The organism is Dyella choica (assembly GCF_003977665.1).
Lineage (GTDB): Bacteria > Pseudomonadota > Gammaproteobacteria > Xanthomonadales > Rhodanobacteraceae > Dyella_B > Dyella_B choica.
In genome coordinates, this window is the sequence record NZ_RYYV01000007.1 from 161838 (window position 1) to 181248 (window position 19411).

16 protein-coding genes are annotated in these 19411 nt (G+C 62.3%); 5 read left to right on the forward strand and 11 right to left on the reverse strand.

The window, feature by feature from the left end:
* Positions 1 to 34: 34 nt before the first annotated feature.
* Positions 35 to 1051, forward strand: a complete 1017-nt coding sequence (locus EKH80_RS11385) for a class 1 fructose-bisphosphatase (RefSeq protein ID WP_126684882.1) — start codon at positions 35 to 37, stop codon at positions 1049 to 1051.
* Between the two features lie 59 nt (positions 1052 to 1110).
* On the opposite strand, the gene EKH80_RS11390 is transcribed toward EKH80_RS11385, so the two are convergent.
* The 3 genes from EKH80_RS11390 to EKH80_RS11400 form a co-directional block, all read right to left on the reverse strand.
* Positions 1111 to 1665, reverse strand: a complete 555-nt coding sequence (locus EKH80_RS11390; RefSeq protein WP_126684883.1) for a DUF4234 domain-containing protein — start codon at positions 1663 to 1665, stop codon at positions 1111 to 1113.
* A 49-nt stretch (positions 1666 to 1714) separates the two neighbouring features.
* A complete protein-coding gene (locus tag EKH80_RS11395) occupies positions 1715 to 2590 on the reverse strand; it encodes a 2OG-Fe(II) oxygenase (protein WP_126684884.1) in 876 nt (291 codons plus the stop codon).
* Between the two features lie 180 nt (positions 2591 to 2770).
* A complete protein-coding gene (locus tag EKH80_RS11400) occupies positions 2771 to 4828 on the reverse strand; it encodes a M3 family metallopeptidase (RefSeq protein WP_126684885.1) in 2058 nt (685 codons plus the stop codon).
* Between the two features lie 102 nt (positions 4829 to 4930).
* Here EKH80_RS11400 and EKH80_RS11405 point away from each other — a divergent pair, with 102 nt between their 5' ends.
* Both EKH80_RS11405 and EKH80_RS11410 read left to right on the forward strand, forming a co-directional pair.
* Entirely contained in the window at positions 4931 to 6697 is a 1767-nt protein-coding gene (locus tag EKH80_RS11405; RefSeq protein WP_126684886.1) for a patatin-like phospholipase family protein, read from the forward strand.
* A gap of 9 nt (positions 6698 to 6706) precedes the next feature.
* Positions 6707 to 7240 (forward strand): gamma carbonic anhydrase family protein, encoded by a 534-nt coding sequence (locus EKH80_RS11410; protein WP_126684887.1) that lies wholly within the window; start codon positions 6707 to 6709, stop codon positions 7238 to 7240.
* Between the two features lie 408 nt (positions 7241 to 7648).
* Here EKH80_RS11410 and EKH80_RS11415 read toward each other — a convergent pair whose 3' ends face one another.
* The 5 genes from EKH80_RS11415 to EKH80_RS11435 all read right to left on the reverse strand — a co-directional run bounded on the left by EKH80_RS11415 (position 7649) and on the right by EKH80_RS11435 (position 14380).
* Positions 7649 to 8167, reverse strand: a complete 519-nt coding sequence (locus tag EKH80_RS11415; RefSeq protein ID WP_126684888.1) for a hypothetical protein — start codon at positions 8165 to 8167, stop codon at positions 7649 to 7651.
* Between the two features lie 138 nt (positions 8168 to 8305).
* Entirely contained in the window at positions 8306 to 8590 is a 285-nt protein-coding gene (locus EKH80_RS11420) for a hypothetical protein (protein ID WP_126684889.1), read from the reverse strand.
* Between the two features lie 105 nt (positions 8591 to 8695).
* A complete protein-coding gene (locus EKH80_RS11425) occupies positions 8696 to 10471 on the reverse strand; it encodes a peptide-N4-asparagine amidase (RefSeq protein WP_230473625.1) in 1776 nt (591 codons plus the stop codon).
* A gap of 377 nt (positions 10472 to 10848) precedes the next feature.
* The gene (locus EKH80_RS11430; protein ID WP_158628825.1) at positions 10849 to 12507 is read right to left on the reverse strand and encodes a S53 family peptidase; all 1659 of its coding nucleotides are present in this window, start codon (positions 12505 to 12507) and stop codon (positions 10849 to 10851) included.
* 766 nt (positions 12508 to 13273) lie between these two features.
* Positions 13274 to 14380, reverse strand: coding sequence for a zinc-dependent alcohol dehydrogenase (locus EKH80_RS11435; RefSeq protein ID WP_230473627.1), 1107 nt, complete (start codon positions 14378 to 14380; stop codon positions 13274 to 13276).
* Positions 14381 to 14540: 160 nt separating this feature from the next.
* Here EKH80_RS11435 and EKH80_RS11440 point away from each other — a divergent pair, with 160 nt between their 5' ends.
* On the forward strand, positions 14541 to 14888 hold the full coding sequence (locus tag EKH80_RS11440; protein ID WP_158628826.1) for a MerR family DNA-binding transcriptional regulator: 348 nt from the start codon (positions 14541 to 14543) through the stop codon (positions 14886 to 14888).
* A 191-nt stretch (positions 14889 to 15079) separates the two neighbouring features.
* Positions 15080 to 15529, forward strand: a complete 450-nt coding sequence (locus tag EKH80_RS11445) for a VOC family protein (protein ID WP_230473629.1) — start codon at positions 15080 to 15082, stop codon at positions 15527 to 15529.
* A 39-nt stretch (positions 15530 to 15568) separates the two neighbouring features.
* Here the strand turns inward: EKH80_RS11445 and EKH80_RS11450 are convergent, their stop codons facing one another.
* The 3 genes from EKH80_RS11450 to EKH80_RS11460 all read right to left on the reverse strand — a co-directional run bounded on the left by EKH80_RS11450 (position 15569) and on the right by EKH80_RS11460 (position 19236).
* A complete protein-coding gene (locus EKH80_RS11450; RefSeq protein ID WP_126684999.1) occupies positions 15569 to 15823 on the reverse strand; it encodes a YkgJ family cysteine cluster protein in 255 nt (84 codons plus the stop codon).
* An 8-nt stretch (positions 15824 to 15831) separates the two neighbouring features.
* Positions 15832 to 16668, reverse strand: coding sequence for a shikimate dehydrogenase (aroE, locus tag EKH80_RS11455; protein WP_126684893.1), 837 nt, complete (start codon positions 16666 to 16668; stop codon positions 15832 to 15834).
* 120 nt (positions 16669 to 16788) lie between these two features.
* Positions 16789 to 19236, reverse strand: coding sequence for a TonB-dependent receptor plug domain-containing protein (locus EKH80_RS11460; protein WP_425481142.1), 2448 nt, complete (start codon positions 19234 to 19236; stop codon positions 16789 to 16791).
* Between the last annotated feature and the right edge of the window lie 175 nt (positions 19237 to 19411).

Genomic DNA, 19411 nt, shown 5'->3' on the forward strand with positions numbered 1-19411 from the left:
GGACAATGGCGGCCCCATAGTCTGCCGAGCCGTCATGAAGCCCATCTCGCTGATCCAGTTCCTGATCGAAGAACGCCGCGCCGGCCACGTCAACGCCGAGCTCAGCTTGCTGATCGAGGTGGTCGCGCGCGCCTGCAAGCGCATCGCCGTCGCCACCAACAAGGGCGCCATCGGCGGGGTGCTGGGCGAGGCGGGCACCGGCAACATCCAGGGTGAAGCGCAGAAGAAGCTGGATGTGATCTCCAACGAGATCCTGCTGGAAGCCAACGCCTGGGGTGGACAGCTCGCCGCGTGCGCCTCCGAGGAGATGGAAGATCCGCAGCCGATTCCCGACATGTACCCGAAGGGCAATCACCTGCTGCTGTTCGATCCGCTGGACGGCAGCTCGAATATCGACGTGAACATTTCTGTCGGCACCATCTTTTCCGTGCTGCGCTGCCCGGACGGTGTCACCAACCCGAAAGCCGAGCATTTCCTGCAAGCCGGCACCACCCAGCTCGCCGCCGGCTACGTGGTGTACGGCCCCGCCACTGTGCTGGTGCTGACGTTCGGCCACGGCACGCACGAGTTCACGCTCGATCGCGAAGTGGGCAGCTTCATCCTCAGCCGCCGCGACATCCGCATTCCCGAGGAAACCGGCGAATTCGCCATCAACATGTCGAACCAGCGCCATTGGGAAGCGCCGATGCAGCGCTATATCGGCGAGTTGCTCGCCGGCAAGGACGGCCCGCGCGGCCGGGACTTCAACATGCGCTGGGTCGCCTCGATGGTGGCCGACGTGCACCGCATCATCACCCGCGGCGGCGTGTTCTTCTATCCGCTGGATGCGAAGATCAAGAGCAAAGGCGGCAAGCTGCGCCTGATGTACGAGGCCAATCCGATGGCTTTCATCATCGAGCAGGCCGGTGGTGCGGCGACCACCGGTCGCGGGCGCTTGCTCGAACTACAGCCAACGGGCCTGCATCAACGCGTGCCGGTGTTCCTCGGCTCAAAGAAGGAAGTGGAAGTGGCTACGCACTATCACGTTGAAGCGGACAGGGCGCAGGGCTGACATCGACGCAGGCTGGGCTGAAAGCATTGCCCTCTCATGAGAGGGCAATGCGCGTTGCTTCAGGCGGGATCTGCAGGCAGGAACATGCCGACCAGCGCCAGCACCATGAGCAGCCCGCCGGCCGCTATGGCGATCCAGTTGGCGCCGCCGATTTTCTCGTTGGGCGGGTGATCGGGCGCTTCGTTCCGGTTGATGTCGTTGATGACCTTCTGGACGGGAACCAGGAAAAGTACCGAAGCCCAACTGATCATCCAAAAGGGCTCCGGTAACCGCCACATCATGCTGGTGATGATCCATCCGGCGGCCAGCCAACCGGCCGGCATTTCACCCTTGCCTGTTTCCCGTTGCCATTCGCGCACCTCGCTGAACAGCGCATAGCAGAAGAAATAACCAAAAAACGCGCGCCAGAACGGGGAGATATTCTCCTTCTCGCGCAGCTTGAAGGCTTGCCAGTTCTTGTAGAACCAATACAGTTCATACAGGCCAAACGTGAAAACCGACATCACCACGAGCTTCAAGAGTGAGACGGCGAAGAACGGCGCCTCGGTACCGGCCTTGTAGTTCGTCGGCAAAACCAGCTCGGCGCCGGGCGGCGAGTACGGATTGTCCTGCATGTTTGAAAGATCCCCTGGTATAGGCTGGGATGGTCGTCCCAGCCTGCGATTATGCGGCAAGCTCGCCGTAACGGCGCTGCCGCATCCACTTCGTGACGATCCATTTCTCGCCGCGTGTCACCGGCGAGCCGCCGTGCAAGGTGAGCTTGTCGAGCTGGTTCTGGCTGTTGGTGTATTCGAAATAGACGGCCGAACCCTGCTTGGGCACCACTTCCAGGCCGACCTCGGGGAAGATGGTGGTGCCGCCTTCCTCCACCTCGTTCAAATACATCACCATGGTGGAGACGCGCTGGCCGCCGATGGTCATCTGCACCTGGCTGCCGGGATCTTCCGGCGGGAAGTAGTCGAAATGCGGCTTGTATTCGCCGCCGATGCCGTAATGCAGGATCTGCAGGCCTTCGCCGTTTTCCTCCGGCCAGTTCATCACTTCGGCAATGCGCCGATCGAGACGGGCGATGAAGGGGTCGGCGTTGAGGGTGAAGAAGGTGCCTTCGCTGCTGCGGTCGGCGATCACCTCATGCTTGCCGGTAAGCGGGTCTACCGTGGTGGAACGGCGCATTTTGTCAGCGGAGCGGCGGATCAGCTCGTCGCATTCTTCCGCGCTCAGCACCCCGTCGAGCACGGCGATCATCGGGCGATGCACGCGCGTGACCACGCGCACGTCGCGATCGGACGTACGGATCAGGTTGCCGGCGTGCAGCCGCGGCGTTTCATAAAGGTAACCACTGGCGGCAGGCTTGGTTTGCGTCGGCGTGGCGGCGACGAAGGGACCGCTCATGACACCGTTGACCGCGGCACGTGCGAACACCGGGTCGAAATGATTGCGCACCATGTCGTCGATCAGCGATTGCGGAGCGCAGCCGCGCGCGAGGTTCTCCTGGATCCAGTTGTGCCATTCGGGCGGCAGTTGCGTGATCGCATTCATCGCGGACTCCAAAGCGCTGTCGACTCGGTACCGGTTCGCGCCGCCAATGATGGCAGGGCGTAGGCTGGGATGATAATCCCAGCTCCCACTCGGCATCCTGGTGCAGGGATTGCCATCCCAGCTACGCTCCTCCTCTCCCCATGCAGGGAGAGGAGCAACAAGCCCGTCACGACAAGCCCATCACACCAGGCCGTGGCTGCGCAGCAAGGCCTCCGGTTCCGGCTTGCGGCCCCGGAACGCGATGAAGCTTTCCAGGGCGGGCCGGCTTGCGCCCACCGCCAGGATCTCGCGGCGGAAGCGCGCCCCGGTCGCCGGGTCGATCACGCTGCGCCCATGGCCCGCATGCTCCTCGAACGCGCCAAAGGCATCCGCGCTCAGCAGTTCGGCCCACAGATAACTGTAGTAACCGGCCGCGTAGCCGCCCGCAAAGATATGCGTAAACGCATGCGGGAAACGCTGCCAGGCCGGTGGATGCAGCACGGCCACTTCGTGGCGCGCCTGCGCCAGCACTTCGAGCGTGCGCGCGCCCTTGGCCTGGTCGTACTGCAGGTGCAACTGGAAGTCGAACAGCGCGAATTCCAGCTGGCGCACGAGGAACATGCCGGAGTGGAAATGCCGTGCCGCCAGCATGCGTTCGAACAGCTCGTCGGGCAGGCGTTCGCCGGTTTGCCAATGCCTGGCGAACAGGTCCAGCGCTTCGCGGTTCCAGCCGAAATTCTCCATGAACTGGCTGGGCAGTTCCACCGCATCCCATTCCACGCCCTCGATGCCACCGACCGACGGCAGCGGCACTTCCGTCAGCAGCAGATGAAAGCCATGGCCGAATTCATGGAACAGCGTAAGCACGTCGTCGTGCGTTAGCAGCGCCGGACGGCCTTCGGTCGGCGGAGCGAAATTGCAGGTGAGGTAGGCCACCGGCAGCTCCAGCTGCGCGCCGTCATCGAAGCGCGCACGGCATACGTCCATCCAGGCGCCACCACGCTTGCCGGTGCGCGCGTAGAGATCGACGTAGGCGCCGGCAAAGATATGCCCGTCGGCGTCGACAACGTCGTAGTAGCGCACATCCGGATGCCACACGTCGATGCCGTCGCGCGGCTTCAAGCTTACGCCGTAAAGCCGTTGCACCAGGCCGAACAGGCCGTCGATCACGGCCGGCAAGGGGAAATATGGCTTGAGCTGCTCTTCATCCAGTGCGTACTGCTTCTGGCGCAGCTTTTCCGCGGCGTAGGCGACGTCCCAGGATTCAAGATTGTCCAGCTTCAGTTCCGTGGCGGCGAAGTCGCGCAGGGTGGCCAGTTCCTTTTGCGCCACCGGCTTGGCGCGTGATGCCAGATCATGCAGGAAGTTCAGCACTTCCTGCGGCGTGCCGGCCATCTTGGTCGCGAGCGATTCTTCCGCGGCGTTGGCAAAGCCCAGCAGCTGAGCCGCTTCGTGACGCAGGGCCATGATCTTTTCGATGCGCGCGCTGTTGTCGTACTTGCCCGCGTGCGGCCCTTGGTCGGAGGCACGCGTCTGGTACGCCCAGTACACTCGTTCGCGCAGGCCGCGGTTGCCGGCATAGGTCATCACCGCTTGCACGCTGGGCTGCTTGAGCGTCACCAGATAGCCTTCCAGGCCCCTTTCCTTCGCGTACTGGCGCAACACGGCGCGGCCCGATTCGGGGATGCCGGCCAGGTCGCGTTCGTCGGTGACGTGCTCCTGCCAGGCATCCGTAGCATCCAGCACAGCATTGGAGAATTCGGTGGAGAGCTTGGACAGTTCCACGCCGATATCGCGGAAACGCGAGCGCGCCGGCTCTTCCAGCGCTACGCCGGAAAGCTTGAAATCGCGCAGGGCGTGTTCGACCAGGGCGCGCTGCGCGCGGGACAGCCTGCCGAAATCCGGAGCATCGGCCACGGCCTGCACCGCGGCGTACAGATCGCGGTTCTGCCCGACTTCAATGGAGTAGTCGGTAAGCAGCTCTTCCGCGGGGCCATACACTTTGCGCAAGGCTTCGCTGTCGGCCACCGAATGCAGGTGGGAAACCGGTGACCACGCGTGCGAGATGCGCTGCTCGAAGCGCTCCTGGGGCAGCAGGACCGATTTGAAATCGCGCGGCGTACCGGGTGCAGTCAGCGCCGCGATGCCGGCGCGGCTTTCGGCCAGCAGGGCTTCGACCGCCGGCAACACGTGCTCGGGCTCGATACGGGAAAACGCGGGCAGGCTCGGGTCGGCCAGCAGGGGATTGTCTCGGCTCATGGTTTCACTCCTTACAGGCTTCGAAGGGTGCTGGCGGCGCAGATCGAAATCAAGCCGATCAGACGCATAACGTGTCATCGCGCCCGTCGTAACATCGCGCACATGCTACCTGCCGACGTCCATGCCCTGATCGGTCGCATCCCGCTGTTTGCGCATATGACCGATGCGCAGCGGTCGACGCTTGCCACCCATTTGCAGTGGATTTGCCTGCCCGGGGGCCAGTATCTGTACCGGGCGGGAGAAGTGGCCGAGGCCTTGTACCTGCTGCGCAGCGGAAGCCTGGGCGTCTTCGATGGCCCGACCGAGTTGATACGGCAGGTCGCGGCCGACGACTGCCTGGGTGAGATCAGCTTGCTGAGCGGCGAAGCGCTACGCTACAACGTGCGCGCGCTGCGGGATTGTGAGTTGCTGCGGCTCGATCGGCCCCATTTCGAGCTGCTGATCGAACAGCATCCACGCGCCATGATGGGTATGGCGCGGCAGGCCATGGATCGGATGATCCGGCGCGAACGCCATGTGGACCCGCCGGACAAGCCACGCACCTTCGCCATCCTGCCGGTGGATCAAAGCGTACCGGTGCGCGGCCTGGCGATGCAGCTGGCGCAGGCCCTGGAGAAGTTCGGCAGTTGCCTGGTGATCGATGCCGAGCTCGGTACGAACCGCGGCAGCGACTGGTTCGCCGAGCGCGAGGCGCAGGCGCGCTTCGTGATCTATCTGGACAGCACCGGGGATGCATCCTGGCGCCTGCGCTGCCTGCGCCAGGCTGACGTGCTGTTGCTGCCCGCGTTGGCCGCGCAGCCGGCGAGGCCATGGCCGGAAGCCGCGCCGGGGCATCCGGCACGTGTGCGGCATCGTCCCCGCCATCTTTTGCTGGTCCATTCCGGGCGCAAGGTGCAGCAGGGTGCAGCGCGACGTTGGCGCGCACAGTTCAGCGGCGAGCTTCAGCATCACCACATCTGCGGCGAAAACGACATACCGCGCATCGCACGCCTGATCAGCGGCCATGCGCGCGGGCTGGTGCTGGCAGGCGGCGGCGCGCGCGGCCTTGCCCATCTGGGCGCGTTGCGCGCCTTGCGTGAGGCCGGCCACGACTTCGATGCCATTGGCGGCACCAGTATCGGCGCCATCATCGGCGCGGGCGTCGCCAATATGTGGAGCATCGAGGAAATGATGCGCGCGTATTACGAGGCCTTCGTGCGCGGCAAGCCGCTTTCTGACTGGACGGTGCCACTGGTGGCGCTCACGCGCGGACGCCGCGCGGCGATCATGCTGCGGCGCGCCTTCGGCGCGATCGACATCGAGGATCTCGAACGGCCATTCTTCTGCGTTTCCACCAGTCTTTCCGGTCAAGGCAAGGTAGTGCATCGGCATGGTCCGCTGTGGCTGTGGCTGCGTGCCAGCAGTTCGATTCCCGGCATCCTGCCGCCGGTGCTGCACCACGGCCAGGTGTACGTGGACGGAGCCCTGGTCGACAACCTGCCGACCGACGTGATGGCGGAAGAGGGCATCGCCCACATCACCGCCGTAAGCATTCGCGCAGACATCGAACTGCGCGCGCAAACCGAAGAATTTGCCACCCCGCCGTGGTGGCGCCTGTGGATTCGCCAACGGCGCGGGACTGGCTGGCCGCGCCTCGTCTCCACGCTGACCCGTGCGGCCATGGTGAACAGCGAGGAGACCAGCGAGCGCTGCCGCGAGCGAGCGGACTTGTTGATTACCCCGCCGCTGGAGCATGTCGGCATGCTCGATTGGCGCGACTGGCAGCTGGCGGTGGATGCCGGTTACGAGGAAACCCTGCGTGTGCTCGAGGCCCAGCAGCACAGCCCGCCTGCCGCGGTCAGTTCAACACGACTGTCGCTCGAAGGCTAAAATACGCGAATGAATTCCCTGCGTCCCTTCAAGGGCATCCAGCCCACCCTCGGCGCCCGCGCCTATGTCGACCCGGCTGCCACCGTCATCGGTGACGTCGTGCTGGGCGACGATGTTTCCATCTGGCCCGGCGCGGTATTGCGCGGCGACGTGAATTACATTCGCGTCGGAGCGCGCAGCAACATCCAGGACGGCACCATCGTGCATGTAACGCACGACGGCCCGTATTCGCCCGGCGGCTTTCCCACCCTCATCGGCGAGGGCGTCACCATCGGCCATGCTGCGGTCATTCACGCCTGCATCATCGAGGATTACTGCCTGATCGGCATGCATGCCGTCGTGCTGGACGGCGCTACCATCAAGAAACACGGCTTCGTCGGCGCCGGCAGCGTAGTGCCACCGGGCAAGGTGGTAGGCGAGGGCGAACTATGGCTGGGTAACCCGGCCAAATGCGTGCGTTTGCTGACCGACAGGCAGATCGAGCAACTGCACTATTCGGCCGACCACTACGTCCGCCTGAAAGACGCGTATCTTGCGGGTTGACCGCCATGCGATCCCCTCATGGCCGTCATTCCCGCGCAAGCGCACTGCTGTCCGGGGAAATATTTTCTTTGGTGTGGCGAGCTGCCGGATTAGTGAAGCCTTTTGCAGCCAAGCAAAGCGGTGGACTTGAATTTCACCGTACACCCGCCTCTTACCTCACCGTCATTCCGGCGCAGGCCGGAATCCAGTTTCAATAGGGTGTGCGTAGCACTCAAAGCCCGGCTTTGTGTCCTTCGGGCGCGTATTTAAACTGGATTCCGGCCTGCGCCGGAATGACGGTGAGGTACGACAAGACCCTGCGACCAAGCGTCGAATTTTCCCCGGACAGCAGTGCGCGCAAGCGGGAATCCATTTTGACGGATGCATCAGGGCAAAATGGGTTCCCGCTTGCGCGGGAATGACGACCGCTCAGCGGCTATCCTGCTGCGCCTGGATGCGCGCCGCTTCCGCTTCGTGCCTGCGTCGCTCGATCACCCGCTGCGCATCGAGCACGCTGCCGAGCAGGGCGAGCTTGTAGTTGTGCGCGTCGTACTGCCGCAGCAAGCTGAGCTCGCGCTGCGCCTCATCCAGATCGCCATTGTTGATGGTGTTTTCCACCACGTCGCAGGCCGGCTTGAACGCATCGCGTAGCCGGCTCTCCGCCATGGCATTGTTCGGATCGAGCTGCAGCACGCTGAAATAGAACTCGTAGACGTTACTGCCGACCGGCGCCACCAGGTGTTTTTCCTTGTACGCCTGATCGGCCAGGCCCAGCATCACGCCCACTTCGCTGCCATCGTTGGCGGTATGGCCTTCGGTGGCTGACTTGCCGCTCATCGACGAGCGCGCATACCAGATTCCGCCACCGACCAGCAGCAGCAGCACTCCAGCGAGCGCGCCAAACAACAAACCACGCCGGTTGGCGTCGATGGAAACTGTAGAGGACATGCCGAGCCGCGCTTTGAAGCTAAGTAAAACGGCCGCCTAGCAGAAATGGCGGCACCCTGTTGCGATCAGGGTAACGCGGCAACGTGTCAGCAAAATGACTTCGGCGGCCGAACATGACAGTTCGGCTACAGCGCATCCCTAATGGAAATCGCCGCCGACGATGTGTCCTTGCGCGTCCAGGCTGGGGAAGAAGCGCGTGTTGTCGTAGCGGATTTCCATCGTGCTGACGCTGCCCGGAAGCATCAGCTGTACGTGCGGGTACGTCTTCTTGAATTCTTCCTGCGACGGATGCGTTCCGATGAAGGTCTCGAACGAAGCCATGTCGGTGACGCCCTGCTTGCTGTCCTGACGCGCGCCGTGATGGCAGCCGGCGAGGGCAACGGCCACGCCAAGAACGGAAAGGGCAAGCAGACGGGTACGCATCGGTAAGGGCTCCAGCGAGCGCTTTGGCTCAAGTGACTGCCGGCAAACCTAGCATGCCGGCGCCCCCTCCGGCCATCGGGAGGAGGCGCCTCGTTCACCCGCGCCTTACCAGGGCAGCAGGCTGTCGCCCAGATAGGGCGACCCGTCCGGATGCGAGAACCACAACACCCGGTTCTGTCCGCCCGGGCAGTCCTGGCCGATGCGGTAGGCCGTGACCAAGTTGTTGGCGGAACTCACGCTGCCGCGGTAGCAGCTGCCCAGCGAGTCGTGGAACGCAAAGTCCTGCGTAGCCTGTTGGCCGCTATGGCTGAGGATGTGGAAACTGCTGTTCAGCACCAGCGTGTCGGAGCCCGCCACATGGTTGTGCACATCGGCCGAATACAGCGGGAAGCCGCCTAGACTCAAACCCGTGTGCTGGTCGTAGCCCTGCTTGATCTTGGTGAGGATCGAATAATCCCCGTTCGACTCGGTGACCTGGTCGGAGTCCACATGCAGCGGATAGCGGAAACGCGCCTTGAATTCACCGCTGAGGAATCTGCCGATCCGGCTGCGGCTCACGCCTTCGACGCTGGTGAGCTGATCGGTGATCTGGTGATAGTCGGTGGCAGTGATGGCGAAGGACTGCGTATCCGCGAAGCCCACCGTCTGGTCTACGGTGGTGGTGACACGGCCATGGGAGGTATCGACGTAGCCTTCGATCACGAAATGACGGCTCAGATTGGTAGTGACCGCTCCGTTGACGTTGCCGGACGAATCCTGCTGCAGCGTGCTGCCGATGGTCGGCGTGGGTGATTGGCCCACCAGCGTGTTGCGCAGCAGTGCACCGCTTACCTGCTTCGCGCCCTGGTCCTGATAGACCAACAGACTGGCGGTGGCGGAGAAGTAGCTGTTTGCCCCCTGTACGCTGACCGCTACGGTATGTGGTGAACCGTTGCTCAGCATGCCGGCGAATGGCGTCAGGTCCACGCGATAGGGCATGAAGTTCAGCGTTTGCACGCCAGGCGTCGGCTTCCAGATGTACAGATCGACGCCGCCGGTATAGATCCAGGGATACACCGGCGCGACGCCGGCCGGCTGGCCGTCGATGCTGACCTCCGCTTCGCGGAAATTGCCGCCGCCGCACTCCTGGGCTTCGGCCGCGTACTGATCCGGCACGCAGACGTACCAGAACTCGTCATTGCTCTGGCTTTGCGTGAACACGTCCAGATAGGCGCGCTCCACATTGGCCGGCAAGGTCAGCGTAGCTGCCATCTGGCTGCTGGAATTGTTCAAGGTCACCGTGCTGCCCACCGGATCGCTACCCAAGGGGTACACCGCGTCAGGCACGCGCGGCGCGGGCGCCACCACCGATGCGGGGTAGAACAGCAAGCGCGCACTGCCATGCAATACGCCGGTATAGATGCTATTGACGATGTTGCCGATAAACGCCTGACCCGTGCCGGCACGGCGGAAAAGTGCGCTGTAATCCGTGAGATCGCGCTCGATATGCCAGTTGCGCCCTTCGGTGGACCCTGGCTCCTGCGTGGTGCCGAAATAGAGATTCACGCCACCCAGGAAAACGGTGGCGGTGCGGTCGTACTGCACGCCGGCAGTGATCGAGAAATCACCCTCCAGCACCACCTTCGACCAGCGCGTGCCGCAGCCGGCCGGCGGCGTGTACTGGAACGGCCGCGGACTGTAGTCATTGAACGTGTCGTCGCTGAAAAGCTGTACCGCGCACGGCTGGCCCTGCGGACGCGGCACGGTGGGATCGGCCACCGTCACATTGCCCGAACCGACCGGACTGCTGCCATCCGGCGCCGCCTGCGCGACACCCCCCAACGTCAAAGCAAGCCCGGCCACAGCCAGGCAACGGCTGAAACTCCCTCTCGGCAACAACATGGTGCAGCTCTCCCCACAAGTGATGCCCCCTGTTCGCTCACGCTAGCACGGGCTCCCGTTTAGAAAGGCCAAATCTGTGCTTGGTTGGGCGCATCGCATCGCATGCCCTCGCAAGAGAGCATCCAGCCTTGAAGTTTTGTGTCGCGTATGGAATTTCCGACTTGGTATGTAAGGCTTCTTTGAGATAGAGCGGCCCCTGGTTGACGATGCTCTCGTTGCTGTGGCGCTTGTACTCGACCATGACCGGGCACGAGTCGATGCGCACTCGATAAGTTTGCCGGTGGCATGCTGCGAATCGAGAGTGGCTCCCAACGGCCAGCGAAACTCCGGCCCCCAACTACAAACAGCGAGGGACCGGAGCGATCGCACAGCCTTCGCTAGTGGATGTGATTCACCGCCTGATCGGCGACTAGGCTGCCCCAGCCGGTGGTGTAGTCCCAGCCAGGCCCGGCGAAATAGCCGTTACTGCCGCCGGGAGTACTGATGTTGTTGCCGGAGGTAATGTCGTGGAAGGCGGTCGCGTAGAACCGACTTTGCGCGAGCGCATACAGTTTGGGGGATGCGAAGCCCGGGTTGTAGCCCTTGGCCTGGATGATGCGAACCCACGCGCCGACGAATATCGGTGAGGCGAGACTGGTGCCGGCGAGCGGGGTGATCACCGGCGTGCCCGCTGGCCTTCCCAGCACGCTGCTATCGGTGACGATCAAGGCTCCGGAATTCGTGTCCGCGTCGTAGGCAATATCCGGTACGGCGCGATACGTCTGGTTGGTGATTCCAGCAACGTTGCGTTGCCATGACGGTATCGGTTCGAACGTACTGGGGCTTCCCCCACCGCCGGTCCATGCCGTCTCGCCACTCCAGCTATTGAGCACCGGTGTGGCGGAAAGCGTAGTACCCCCCACCGCGATCACATAGGGCGAGCTCGCCGGATACCAAGGTGTCGTGCCTCCATTGCCGCACTCGTCGGCGCCCGAGTCGCCGGAAGCGACGGAGAAGGTGCGGCCCTGGCTCTGCGCGGCCTGGAAGAGCACGTCGCTGGCAACTAAGCCACTCGCCCGAGCGTCGTTCTCGCACTCGCCCAACGAGATATTGATGATCGGTGGCAGGTTGACTTGGTCAGTCAGTGCCAGGTAGAGCGTGGAGTAGATATCGGGATCGTTCAATGACACGCCGTCATACAGCACCAGCGACCGTACGCCGCCCATCCCGACGATGGCCTGCGTATCCAAGTCCCACTCGACATTGGCGCTTGTATCGCTACTGCCGGGACCGACCACGATCACGTTGACACTGGGCAAGCCATCGATCGCGGTGAAGAGCTTCAGGTGGGCTTTCGCTGCCGTCATATCGCCTGCGGTGATGATGCCCGGCGTAACCGAGGTCGCGGAAGGCAGATTGCGCGCCCCGTAGATGACAGGAAAATCGGTAGGGTTGTGCGGAAAGACTGCTCCCGGCAGCAAGGGGTCTGCGGTTCTCACTCCGGAACGGACATACGTACGCAGCCTGTGCACATTCTGCATACCAAGCACGGCGACTACGGAGCCTTGCCAGGCTGCCGGAATTTGCACATCACTGGCATTGGCGTAGCCATCGCGACCATCGTGCGTACGCACCTGCACAAGGTGAGTGGCAAATGCCACCTGCACGGCATCTACTGGACCGGAAGCTTCCACCATTAGTCGATTGGGCCCGACCCTCACGTCGGTCAAGCCCGCGCGACGGAGGTAGTTGGCCACTGCATCGGCCTGCGCTTGCGTGGGCGCGTATTTCGCATCGTACTGTTCCGGCGTCAGCGGTTTGAAGCCAGGGATCGCCATATAGGCATCCAATTGATCCTGGTTGCGCGGTTTCAGCGCAACCACCACATGCAAGGGCTGGGACGATAGCAGTGGCCCCACCACCGTGTCGCCCTGGCGCAGCAAGGTGGCGTGATGAAGGCCAACCATCGCGGCATCGTTCGTCGGCGCGGCCCATGAGTCCACCGCGGCAAGACTCATGGCGGTCATCAACAGCTTGATACGAAGACGATTCAACATATTCGACTCCTCAGCTGAAACGGCAGTGCAGCACCTCTGACGAGACTGCGTACACTCCGCAAAAAAGAAACGTCGCGCTAGCGCGCGACACCTTGGCTGGGCGGTTTGCCTTCGAGGCCGAGAGCGCCAATGCAACAATTCTCGCCCTCGCAAGCGGACAGCTGGCACAACGTAGAGGTGACGGGGTATTACTGTTGAATGGCACCGTTGGAGCGCAGCGAACCTCCGGCAACCGATAGCAGTTGATACGATCAACCCGATACCCTCCGCCAACACTCCGCGATAGCCTGAAAGCACCTCCCAGTAGTACGTCGACGAATAGGCAGAGGAGCAATCGACATGGCGATCTACCTCACGGCACCGGAACAGTCCGCCGTGACCCTTGGCGGGCTGGGAGAAACACTCTCGATTCGCGACCATCGCTCGCGGCTGCCGCCTGGTGAAAGGGCTGGACCTGGTCGGGGCCACGATTCCGCCGCTGGATACGCTACTGGTTGCCGAAGGCCACGATGTTCCAGCTCCATGGCGGCCGCCACCCCCAACGGTGCCTGATTAGCTTCGAATCTCAGCTGCACGATAGGTAGTTCCCTCCCCTGCTTGCAGGGGAGGGCTTGGGTGGGGTTGCACGAGCTTGCCGCCGTGTTTGAGTTCACCGCGAGGCTGCTTCACCCCACCCCAGCCCTCCCCTACTACACGTAGGGGAGGGAGCAGATTCCCGCCAACTGAGACATAGCGCTAATCAGGCAACGGTGGACCTTCAGTTTGATCACCATCGGTTGCCGCCAACTCGCCCATAAGGTTCGCGTGCGACGATCACCTTCGTCGTCCGGGTGGTAAAGGCGTGCGGCGCATCGTCCCAGTCGGCGACCAGCGTCGCGACCTTGAGGGGATCGAATAGGCCTTGCCGCACCAGTTCGATGACGTCTGGCAGGTCGCGCCTAGGGTGCGAAATACCCACGTGCAATGTCGTGCTATTGGCGTACATTTGCATCAGCGGCAAGCCAGTCTGCCTGGCGAAATAGAAACCTACGGCTGTGCAGTTCCCACCCGGCGCCAAGGAACGCAGCGCGTAGCGCAGCCCGGCGGCGGTGGAGCTGGCGTCTACGGAAACGAGATAACCCCCATGCACGCGTGGCGCGTGACGATCGAACCAAGCGGCGCCGCGCTTACTCTCTATCGCACTGGCACCAAGCGCTTCAGCTATGCGAAGCCGCTCGGGATCGTAGTCGACGTAGTCCACGCGCGAGGCGCCGAGCGCAACCGCCATGCCGGCAGCATAAAGCCCGATACTGCGCGCTCCACCACCAACCACCAGCACCGGTGCACCCGGTCGCTGGGCGAGTGCCGGACCGACACTGCGCCAGGCATCAGGCATGTTGTCGCTGGCGCTGGCGAGTTTGAGTGGCTCGATATCCGCCGGTACCGGTACCAGCATGGCATCGGCGAATGGTACGCGTAGCAGGTCGCAAACGGTTCCACCCCATGGCCCCATCGAGGCGCCAAAGCCATAGCCAGAGAGCAAGCTACTGCCGGCCTGAGTGCAATGGGAGGTGTGTCCTGTATGACAAGTCGGACAACTTCCGCACGATACCGACCAGGGTACGATGACTAGCTGACCTTTCTGGATTTGCTTGACTTCCTCGCCGCACTCGATCACCTCGGCAATACATTCGTGTCCGATCGCAAACGGTTTGCCATAGGGATATGGCCCCAGCAGCTCCGACACTAGCGGATCGAAATAATGCAACGCGACGCCCGCCCTGAGAGCGGTAGTCACATGATTGAAGATCGGCAGGTTGTCGCCATCGCAGCGGGCGGCAATCACCGGCCGTACCAGGGCTTCCCCCGGGCCTCCCAAAATCGGTGACGCCACCGATCGCCACTGAACCCGCCGGGTCTTGATAAACGCCAATTCCCTCATATACCCCTATCCGTTGTGGCACTGGGGGCAGTCTAAAGTCGGGACCTAAGCCCCAGGTCAAGAGCATTGAAACGACGATGGCCAGGAAGAAGGAGTGGGCATGAGAACGGGGATGCTGATCAAACGTGCGAGCGTCACGCGCGACACGCTGCGCTATTACGAACGCGAAGGCCTGATAACGCCACCGGTACGCCTGGCCAATGGCTATCGGGACTATCCGGAACGCGTCCTGGAGGAAATCCGCTTCATCCGATTGGGCCAATCCGTGGGCCTGCCGTTGCAGATCATCCGCAGTGCCATTCCGTACCTCATCACGCCACAGCCTGGCTGCCAGGAACTGCGCGCAGTCCTGGAAGCACAAATGCGCTCACTTGACGAGCAGATGGACAAATTGCGTTCGGCGAAGGCCCGTCTTGGCAAGTGGCTGCTGGCAAATCGCGCTGCGGCGATGGCCAGCTGATCCGCCAGATGCATGGCTGCATGACGCGCCCATGGGCACGATTCAGTCCCCAGGCTGATATATAATCCGGCTCGCTGCCGTTCGGTAGCCGTAAGCGTTCACGTCAACCAACGCCCAATTCAGCCACTGCTCTTTCGAGCCGTGGTTGCTGGGTGTTGTGTGGCGTCTGCAATGCGACCTATCCCGCGACCATGCTCGGAAATGAAGCGGCTCCTTCTTTAGTGGAGTCTGCAATGCTTAATGTTTCCAGCACCATGAAGTTCAATCACATCAGCTTTCCTTCGCAGGATGTGAGTGCGACTGCCTCCTTTTTTGTCCGGCATCTCGGTTGCTCTGTTTCGGACTTCGGCAGCAGCAAGATCCTGAAGCGGCACGATTTCGACATCGTCGTCGAAGACGCTACCGATCGCGCGGTGCACTGGCCCAACAACTTTCATATCGGGTTCGAATTGCCCAGTGCAGCCGATGTCCTCGCCCTTTATGAAGACTTCAAGGCGGCCGGTGTCGTGTTCGAGACCGATGTGATCCGGCATGTGCGGGGTTCGCGCTTCTTCTGCAAGATCCCTGGCGGCGTCGTGGTTGAGATCAATACGCGGGAAGACGCGGCCGAAGCCTACCGGGCCAGTTTTGGCCGGGCATAAGCGCCGATGGGAAGCGGGAGGCGTCACGCCTCCCGTTTTTCATGGCGCAGTCAGTTGCTCCATTTGGTCCAGCCAAAGCATGGCCTGTTGGCGGTCATTCCCACACATCTCCGCCGATGGTCGTAAGCTGCCGCAGAAACCGGGGCGCTCAGGTTTGCCGAAAATTAGGCAACGGTTGTCGTCAGCCAGTTGGACGCATCGAACACCAGCCGGCTTGCCGTTCGGCATGCCGGGAATCGGTGAAGTGATCGACGGCGCGATGCAGCATGCACCACAACCCGCGCGGCACTGCATGCTCACGTTTACGAACTTTGCGCGCGCAGCGCTTGATACACCGGTTCCGAGTCGGGGCGCTTGCCATGCCACAGTTCGAAGGTGTCAGCCGCCTGTTCCACCAGCATGCCGAGGCCGTCATACGCATAACGGGCGCCAGCCGCACGCGCCCACGCGACAAAGCCGAAAGCGGATTTGCCGTAGCCCAGGTCGTAGCAGGTGGCTCGCGACCCAAGCAACGTGAAAGGCAGGCTGAGCGACTGGCCCAGGGTACCGGCCGAGGTGGCATTGACGATCAGGTCGAAGCTGCCGATGTTGGCGAGGTCTTCCCAGTAGCGCGTATGCACGCGCGCCGGCTCGCCGATGGCATCGGCAAGCGAGTCGGCTGCCTCGGGCGAGCGGTTGACGATGGTCAGCGTCTGGACGCCCGCTTCGAACAGCGACCAGGCTACCGCGCGAGCTGCACCCCCGGCGCCGAGCAGCAGTGCGTCGTGACCGCGCAAGTCGAGGTCGTGACGGTCGGTAAGGTCGCGCACCAAGGCGGCACCGTCCGTGTTATGGGCGGATAGACGTCCATTTGCCAGATGCGTTAGCACATTGGCAGTGCCTGCGCGCGTAGCGGCTTGCGTGCGCTCGTCGGCCAGGGCGAAAGCGGCGGATTTGTGCGGCAAGGTGACGTTTGCGCCACGGCTGTCTTCGCCGTCGAAAAACCGCTTCACCGCATCGGCGAATTCTTCCGGTGCCGCATCGATGGCGCGGTATTCCAGCGCGATACCGAACTGCCGCGCGAAGGCCTGATGGATTTGCGGCGACAGGCTATGGGCGATCGGGTGGCCGAAGACGGCGAAATTCAGGGGATGGGACATGCGGCTGCTCCTGCGTGGCCATCCATTGTAGGCGCTTTGCGTCGTGATGATGCGCAATCGCTACGTGACACCCCCTCCCCTACAGGTAGAGGAGAGGGCTTCCTGCAGTCTCCTGTTCGCTTACCAGTGGTAGGTCACTTTGCCGTAGTAATAGCGGCCGTCGAAGCCAAACGGCGACAACGCCGAATACTGCAGGCCGTTCAAACGGTCCTCATAACCACCGTTGTTCGACAGCGCCACCTTGGTCGGATACTGGTTGGTGACGTTGTCCACGCCGGCAGCGAAGGTCCAGCTTTGCAGGTTGTAGTTGACGGCCAGGTTCATCAGCCAGCGCGCCGAGAACTTCTGCCCGACCAGGCCGATGCTGGGGTCGGAGACGTCGGTGACCGAACCGTAACGGACCAGGTCCGCGTGCACATCCCATCCATCTTTCAGCCAATCGCTGTACAGCGAGTACTTGGTGCGCGGCGTACCCTTGGTCAGCAGGCCCTGGTTGTAGGAACCCAGCAGGGCAGGATTGCTGATCGACTCGATATGCACCTGGTTGTAGTTGGCGCTGACGCCGTTGTTCAGACGCCCCCAGTTGCCGAGATCCTGGTTGTAGTTCACCACCAGGTCCGCGCCGCGGGTGCGTGTGTCGCCGCCGTTGACGAAGAACTGCAGCTGCGAGATCTGCGGGAAGTTGGGATTGGTGTTGGTGAGCGGATCGCTGTACAGGATCTGGTGCCAGATGCGGATCTGATACACGTCCAGGGTGGCGTTGATTCGATCGGACGGCGAGAACACCGCGCCGAAGGAGAAGTTCGACGATTTTTCCGGCGTCAGCGGCTTGGCGCCATACGCGATGGCCAATGGATTGTTCGGCCGCAGCGTACCTACCTGCACGAGTTGGCCGTTCGACACCAGCGTGACGGTAGAGCTGTAGTTGACCTGTGCCATTGAGGGTGCGCGAAAGCCGTTGGAGGCGGTGGCGCGCAGCGCAAAGTTGTCGGTGAGCTGGTAGCGCCCTGACAGCTTGCCGGAAACCACCGAGCCGACGTTGCCGGAATACTTCTCGTAGCGTACCGCCGCGCCTGCGGAGAACTTGTCGGTGATGTCGTTCTCAAGATCGAGATAAGCCGCGTAGTTATGCCGGCTGAAGTTGCCGGCGAGATCCGGCGTAATGCCCGGCCATACCTGCGAGCCGCCCGGATAGACGTTGCCGCTGGGATCGAGCGCGTTGGGATTGAAATACCAGGATGCCGGCTCGCCTGCACCTACGTCGTATTCGTCTTTCTTGTATTCCACGCCCCACGCCACCGTCAGCGGGTTCTTGAGGAAGCCCGGACTGAATTCGCGCACGGCGTCGAAATCCAGGACACCCAGTTTGGTGGCATATCTGCCGGAGAAGAAATGCGTCGGCGAGTAACCGGTGGAATGGTACAGATTGGTGTTGATGGAATTGGTGATGTCGAAGATCAGGTCGTTCTCGCCATAGGTGCCGGAGAGATCCCAGTTCCATCCCCAGGCCTGGCCCTTGAGCCCCAACGTGCCCTGGTAATCACGGGTCGGATTGACGATGTGCGGCAGGAAGCCGTTGGGATAGACCGCGGTCACGTTGCGATCAGGGTTGTTCCACATACGCCAGTAGCCGTTGGAGGTCACATCGCGCTTGCCCAAGATCAGGTTGCCGTACAGTTCGAGGGTACCCCCAAGGTGGTAATCGAGGTTGATCACGCCCTGCAAGACCTTCTCTGCAGGCTCACCGTAGCGCTCGTAAGGAGTCGGTGGCGGATAGGGATTGTTGATGAAGTCACGCGGCGGATAATTGAAGGTCGGATTTCTGTTCTCGGCGCGATTGGTATTCATCACGCTCTGGTAGTTCCACGAGAAGCGCGCCCAGCCGGGCGCCTTGCCCAGCTCGCCGCCCAGGGGAATGGCTACCGAACCCTCCACGCCATTGTTTTCGCCGTCGCCGGCATCCATCACGCCGCCGTAGACATCGATGCTGTTCTTGCCGGGACCGGGCGCGCCTTTGAGGATGATGTTGATCACGCCGGCGATAGCGTCCGAACCGTATTGCGCCGAAGCGCCATCACGCAACACTTCGACGTGGTCGATCGCAGAAATCGGAATCGAATTCAGATCCACCGGCGCCGAGCCGCGACCCACGCTTTCGTTGTAGTTGACGAGCGCGGAGGTGTGATAGCGCTTGCCGTTGACCAACACCAATACGTCATCGGGCGAAAGGCCGCGCAAGGTCGCCGGGCGCAACGCATCGTTGCCGTCGTTGATGGCCGGCTTGGGAAAATCCAATGACGGCAAAAGCATGTTCAGCGCGCTCGCCAGGTCTCCCGCGCCGGTCGCGGTGAGGTCCTTGGGACTCAATACGTCGATCGGTGCCAGTGACTCGCTCACCGTGCGGGTGGTGCTGCGCGTACCGGTAACGACGACCTGCTGTAGTTGCTTGGTTTTCTTGTTGTCTTGCGTGGTGCTGCTGGTGTCCTGTGCGTGGACTGAAGTTGCGCAAAGCAATGCGGATACGACCGACAGCCACAGCGCATGCCGTCGAAACGACGACTTATGCAAATCAATGGGCATGAGTTACCCCTCCCCGCCATGTGAGATGAAATGAAAGACTCAAGAATGGACAGCGTGTCTCCCCGACACGTCGGCCCACCCTCCCCGGCGGGCCAACTGCAAAGTAGGCCGAAAGTCACATGACGGTCAAGACGACGGCGCATGGATGGCGATCTTTGCGACC

Bases quoted from the DNA above. Each gene is read 5' to 3' on its own strand.
- EKH80_RS11425 (WP_230473625.1), bottom strand. From the start codon at position 10,471: ATGTTGTTGCCGAGAGGGAGTTTCAGCCGTTGCCTGGCTGTGGCCGGG.
- EKH80_RS11390 (WP_126684883.1), bottom strand. From the start codon at position 1,665: ATGCAGGACAATCCGTACTCGCCGCCCGGCGCCGAGCTGGTTTTGCCG.
- EKH80_RS11420 (WP_126684889.1), bottom strand. From the start codon at position 8,590: ATGCGTACCCGTCTGCTTGCCCTTTCCGTTCTTGGCGTGGCCGTTGCC.
- EKH80_RS11400 (WP_126684885.1), bottom strand. From the start codon at position 4,828: ATGAGCCGAGACAATCCCCTGCTGGCCGACCCGAGCCTGCCCGCGTTT.
- EKH80_RS11450 (WP_126684999.1), bottom strand. From the start codon at position 15,823: ATGCAGTGCCGCGCGGGTTGTGGTGCATGCTGCATCGCGCCGTCGATC.
- EKH80_RS11410 (WP_126684887.1), top strand. From the start codon at position 6,707: ATGAATTCCCTGCGTCCCTTCAAGGGCATCCAGCCCACCCTCGGCGCC.
- EKH80_RS11415 (WP_126684888.1), bottom strand. From the start codon at position 8,167: ATGTCCTCTACAGTTTCCATCGACGCCAACCGGCGTGGTTTGTTGTTT.
- aroE (WP_126684893.1), bottom strand. From the start codon at position 16,668: ATGTCCCATCCCCTGAATTTCGCCGTCTTCGGCCACCCGATCGCCCAT.
- EKH80_RS11405 (WP_126684886.1), top strand. From the start codon at position 4,931: ATGCTACCTGCCGACGTCCATGCCCTGATCGGTCGCATCCCGCTGTTT.
- EKH80_RS11385 (WP_126684882.1), top strand. From the start codon at position 35: ATGAAGCCCATCTCGCTGATCCAGTTCCTGATCGAAGAACGCCGCGCC.
- EKH80_RS11445 (WP_230473629.1), top strand. From the start codon at position 15,080: ATGCTCGGAAATGAAGCGGCTCCTTCTTTAGTGGAGTCTGCAATGCTT.
- EKH80_RS11395 (WP_126684884.1), bottom strand. From the start codon at position 2,590: ATGAATGCGATCACGCAACTGCCGCCCGAATGGCACAACTGGATCCAG.
- EKH80_RS11440 (WP_158628826.1), top strand. From the start codon at position 14,541: ATGCTGATCAAACGTGCGAGCGTCACGCGCGACACGCTGCGCTATTAC.
- EKH80_RS11430 (WP_158628825.1), bottom strand. From the start codon at position 12,507: ATGTTGAATCGTCTTCGTATCAAGCTGTTGATGACCGCCATGAGTCTT.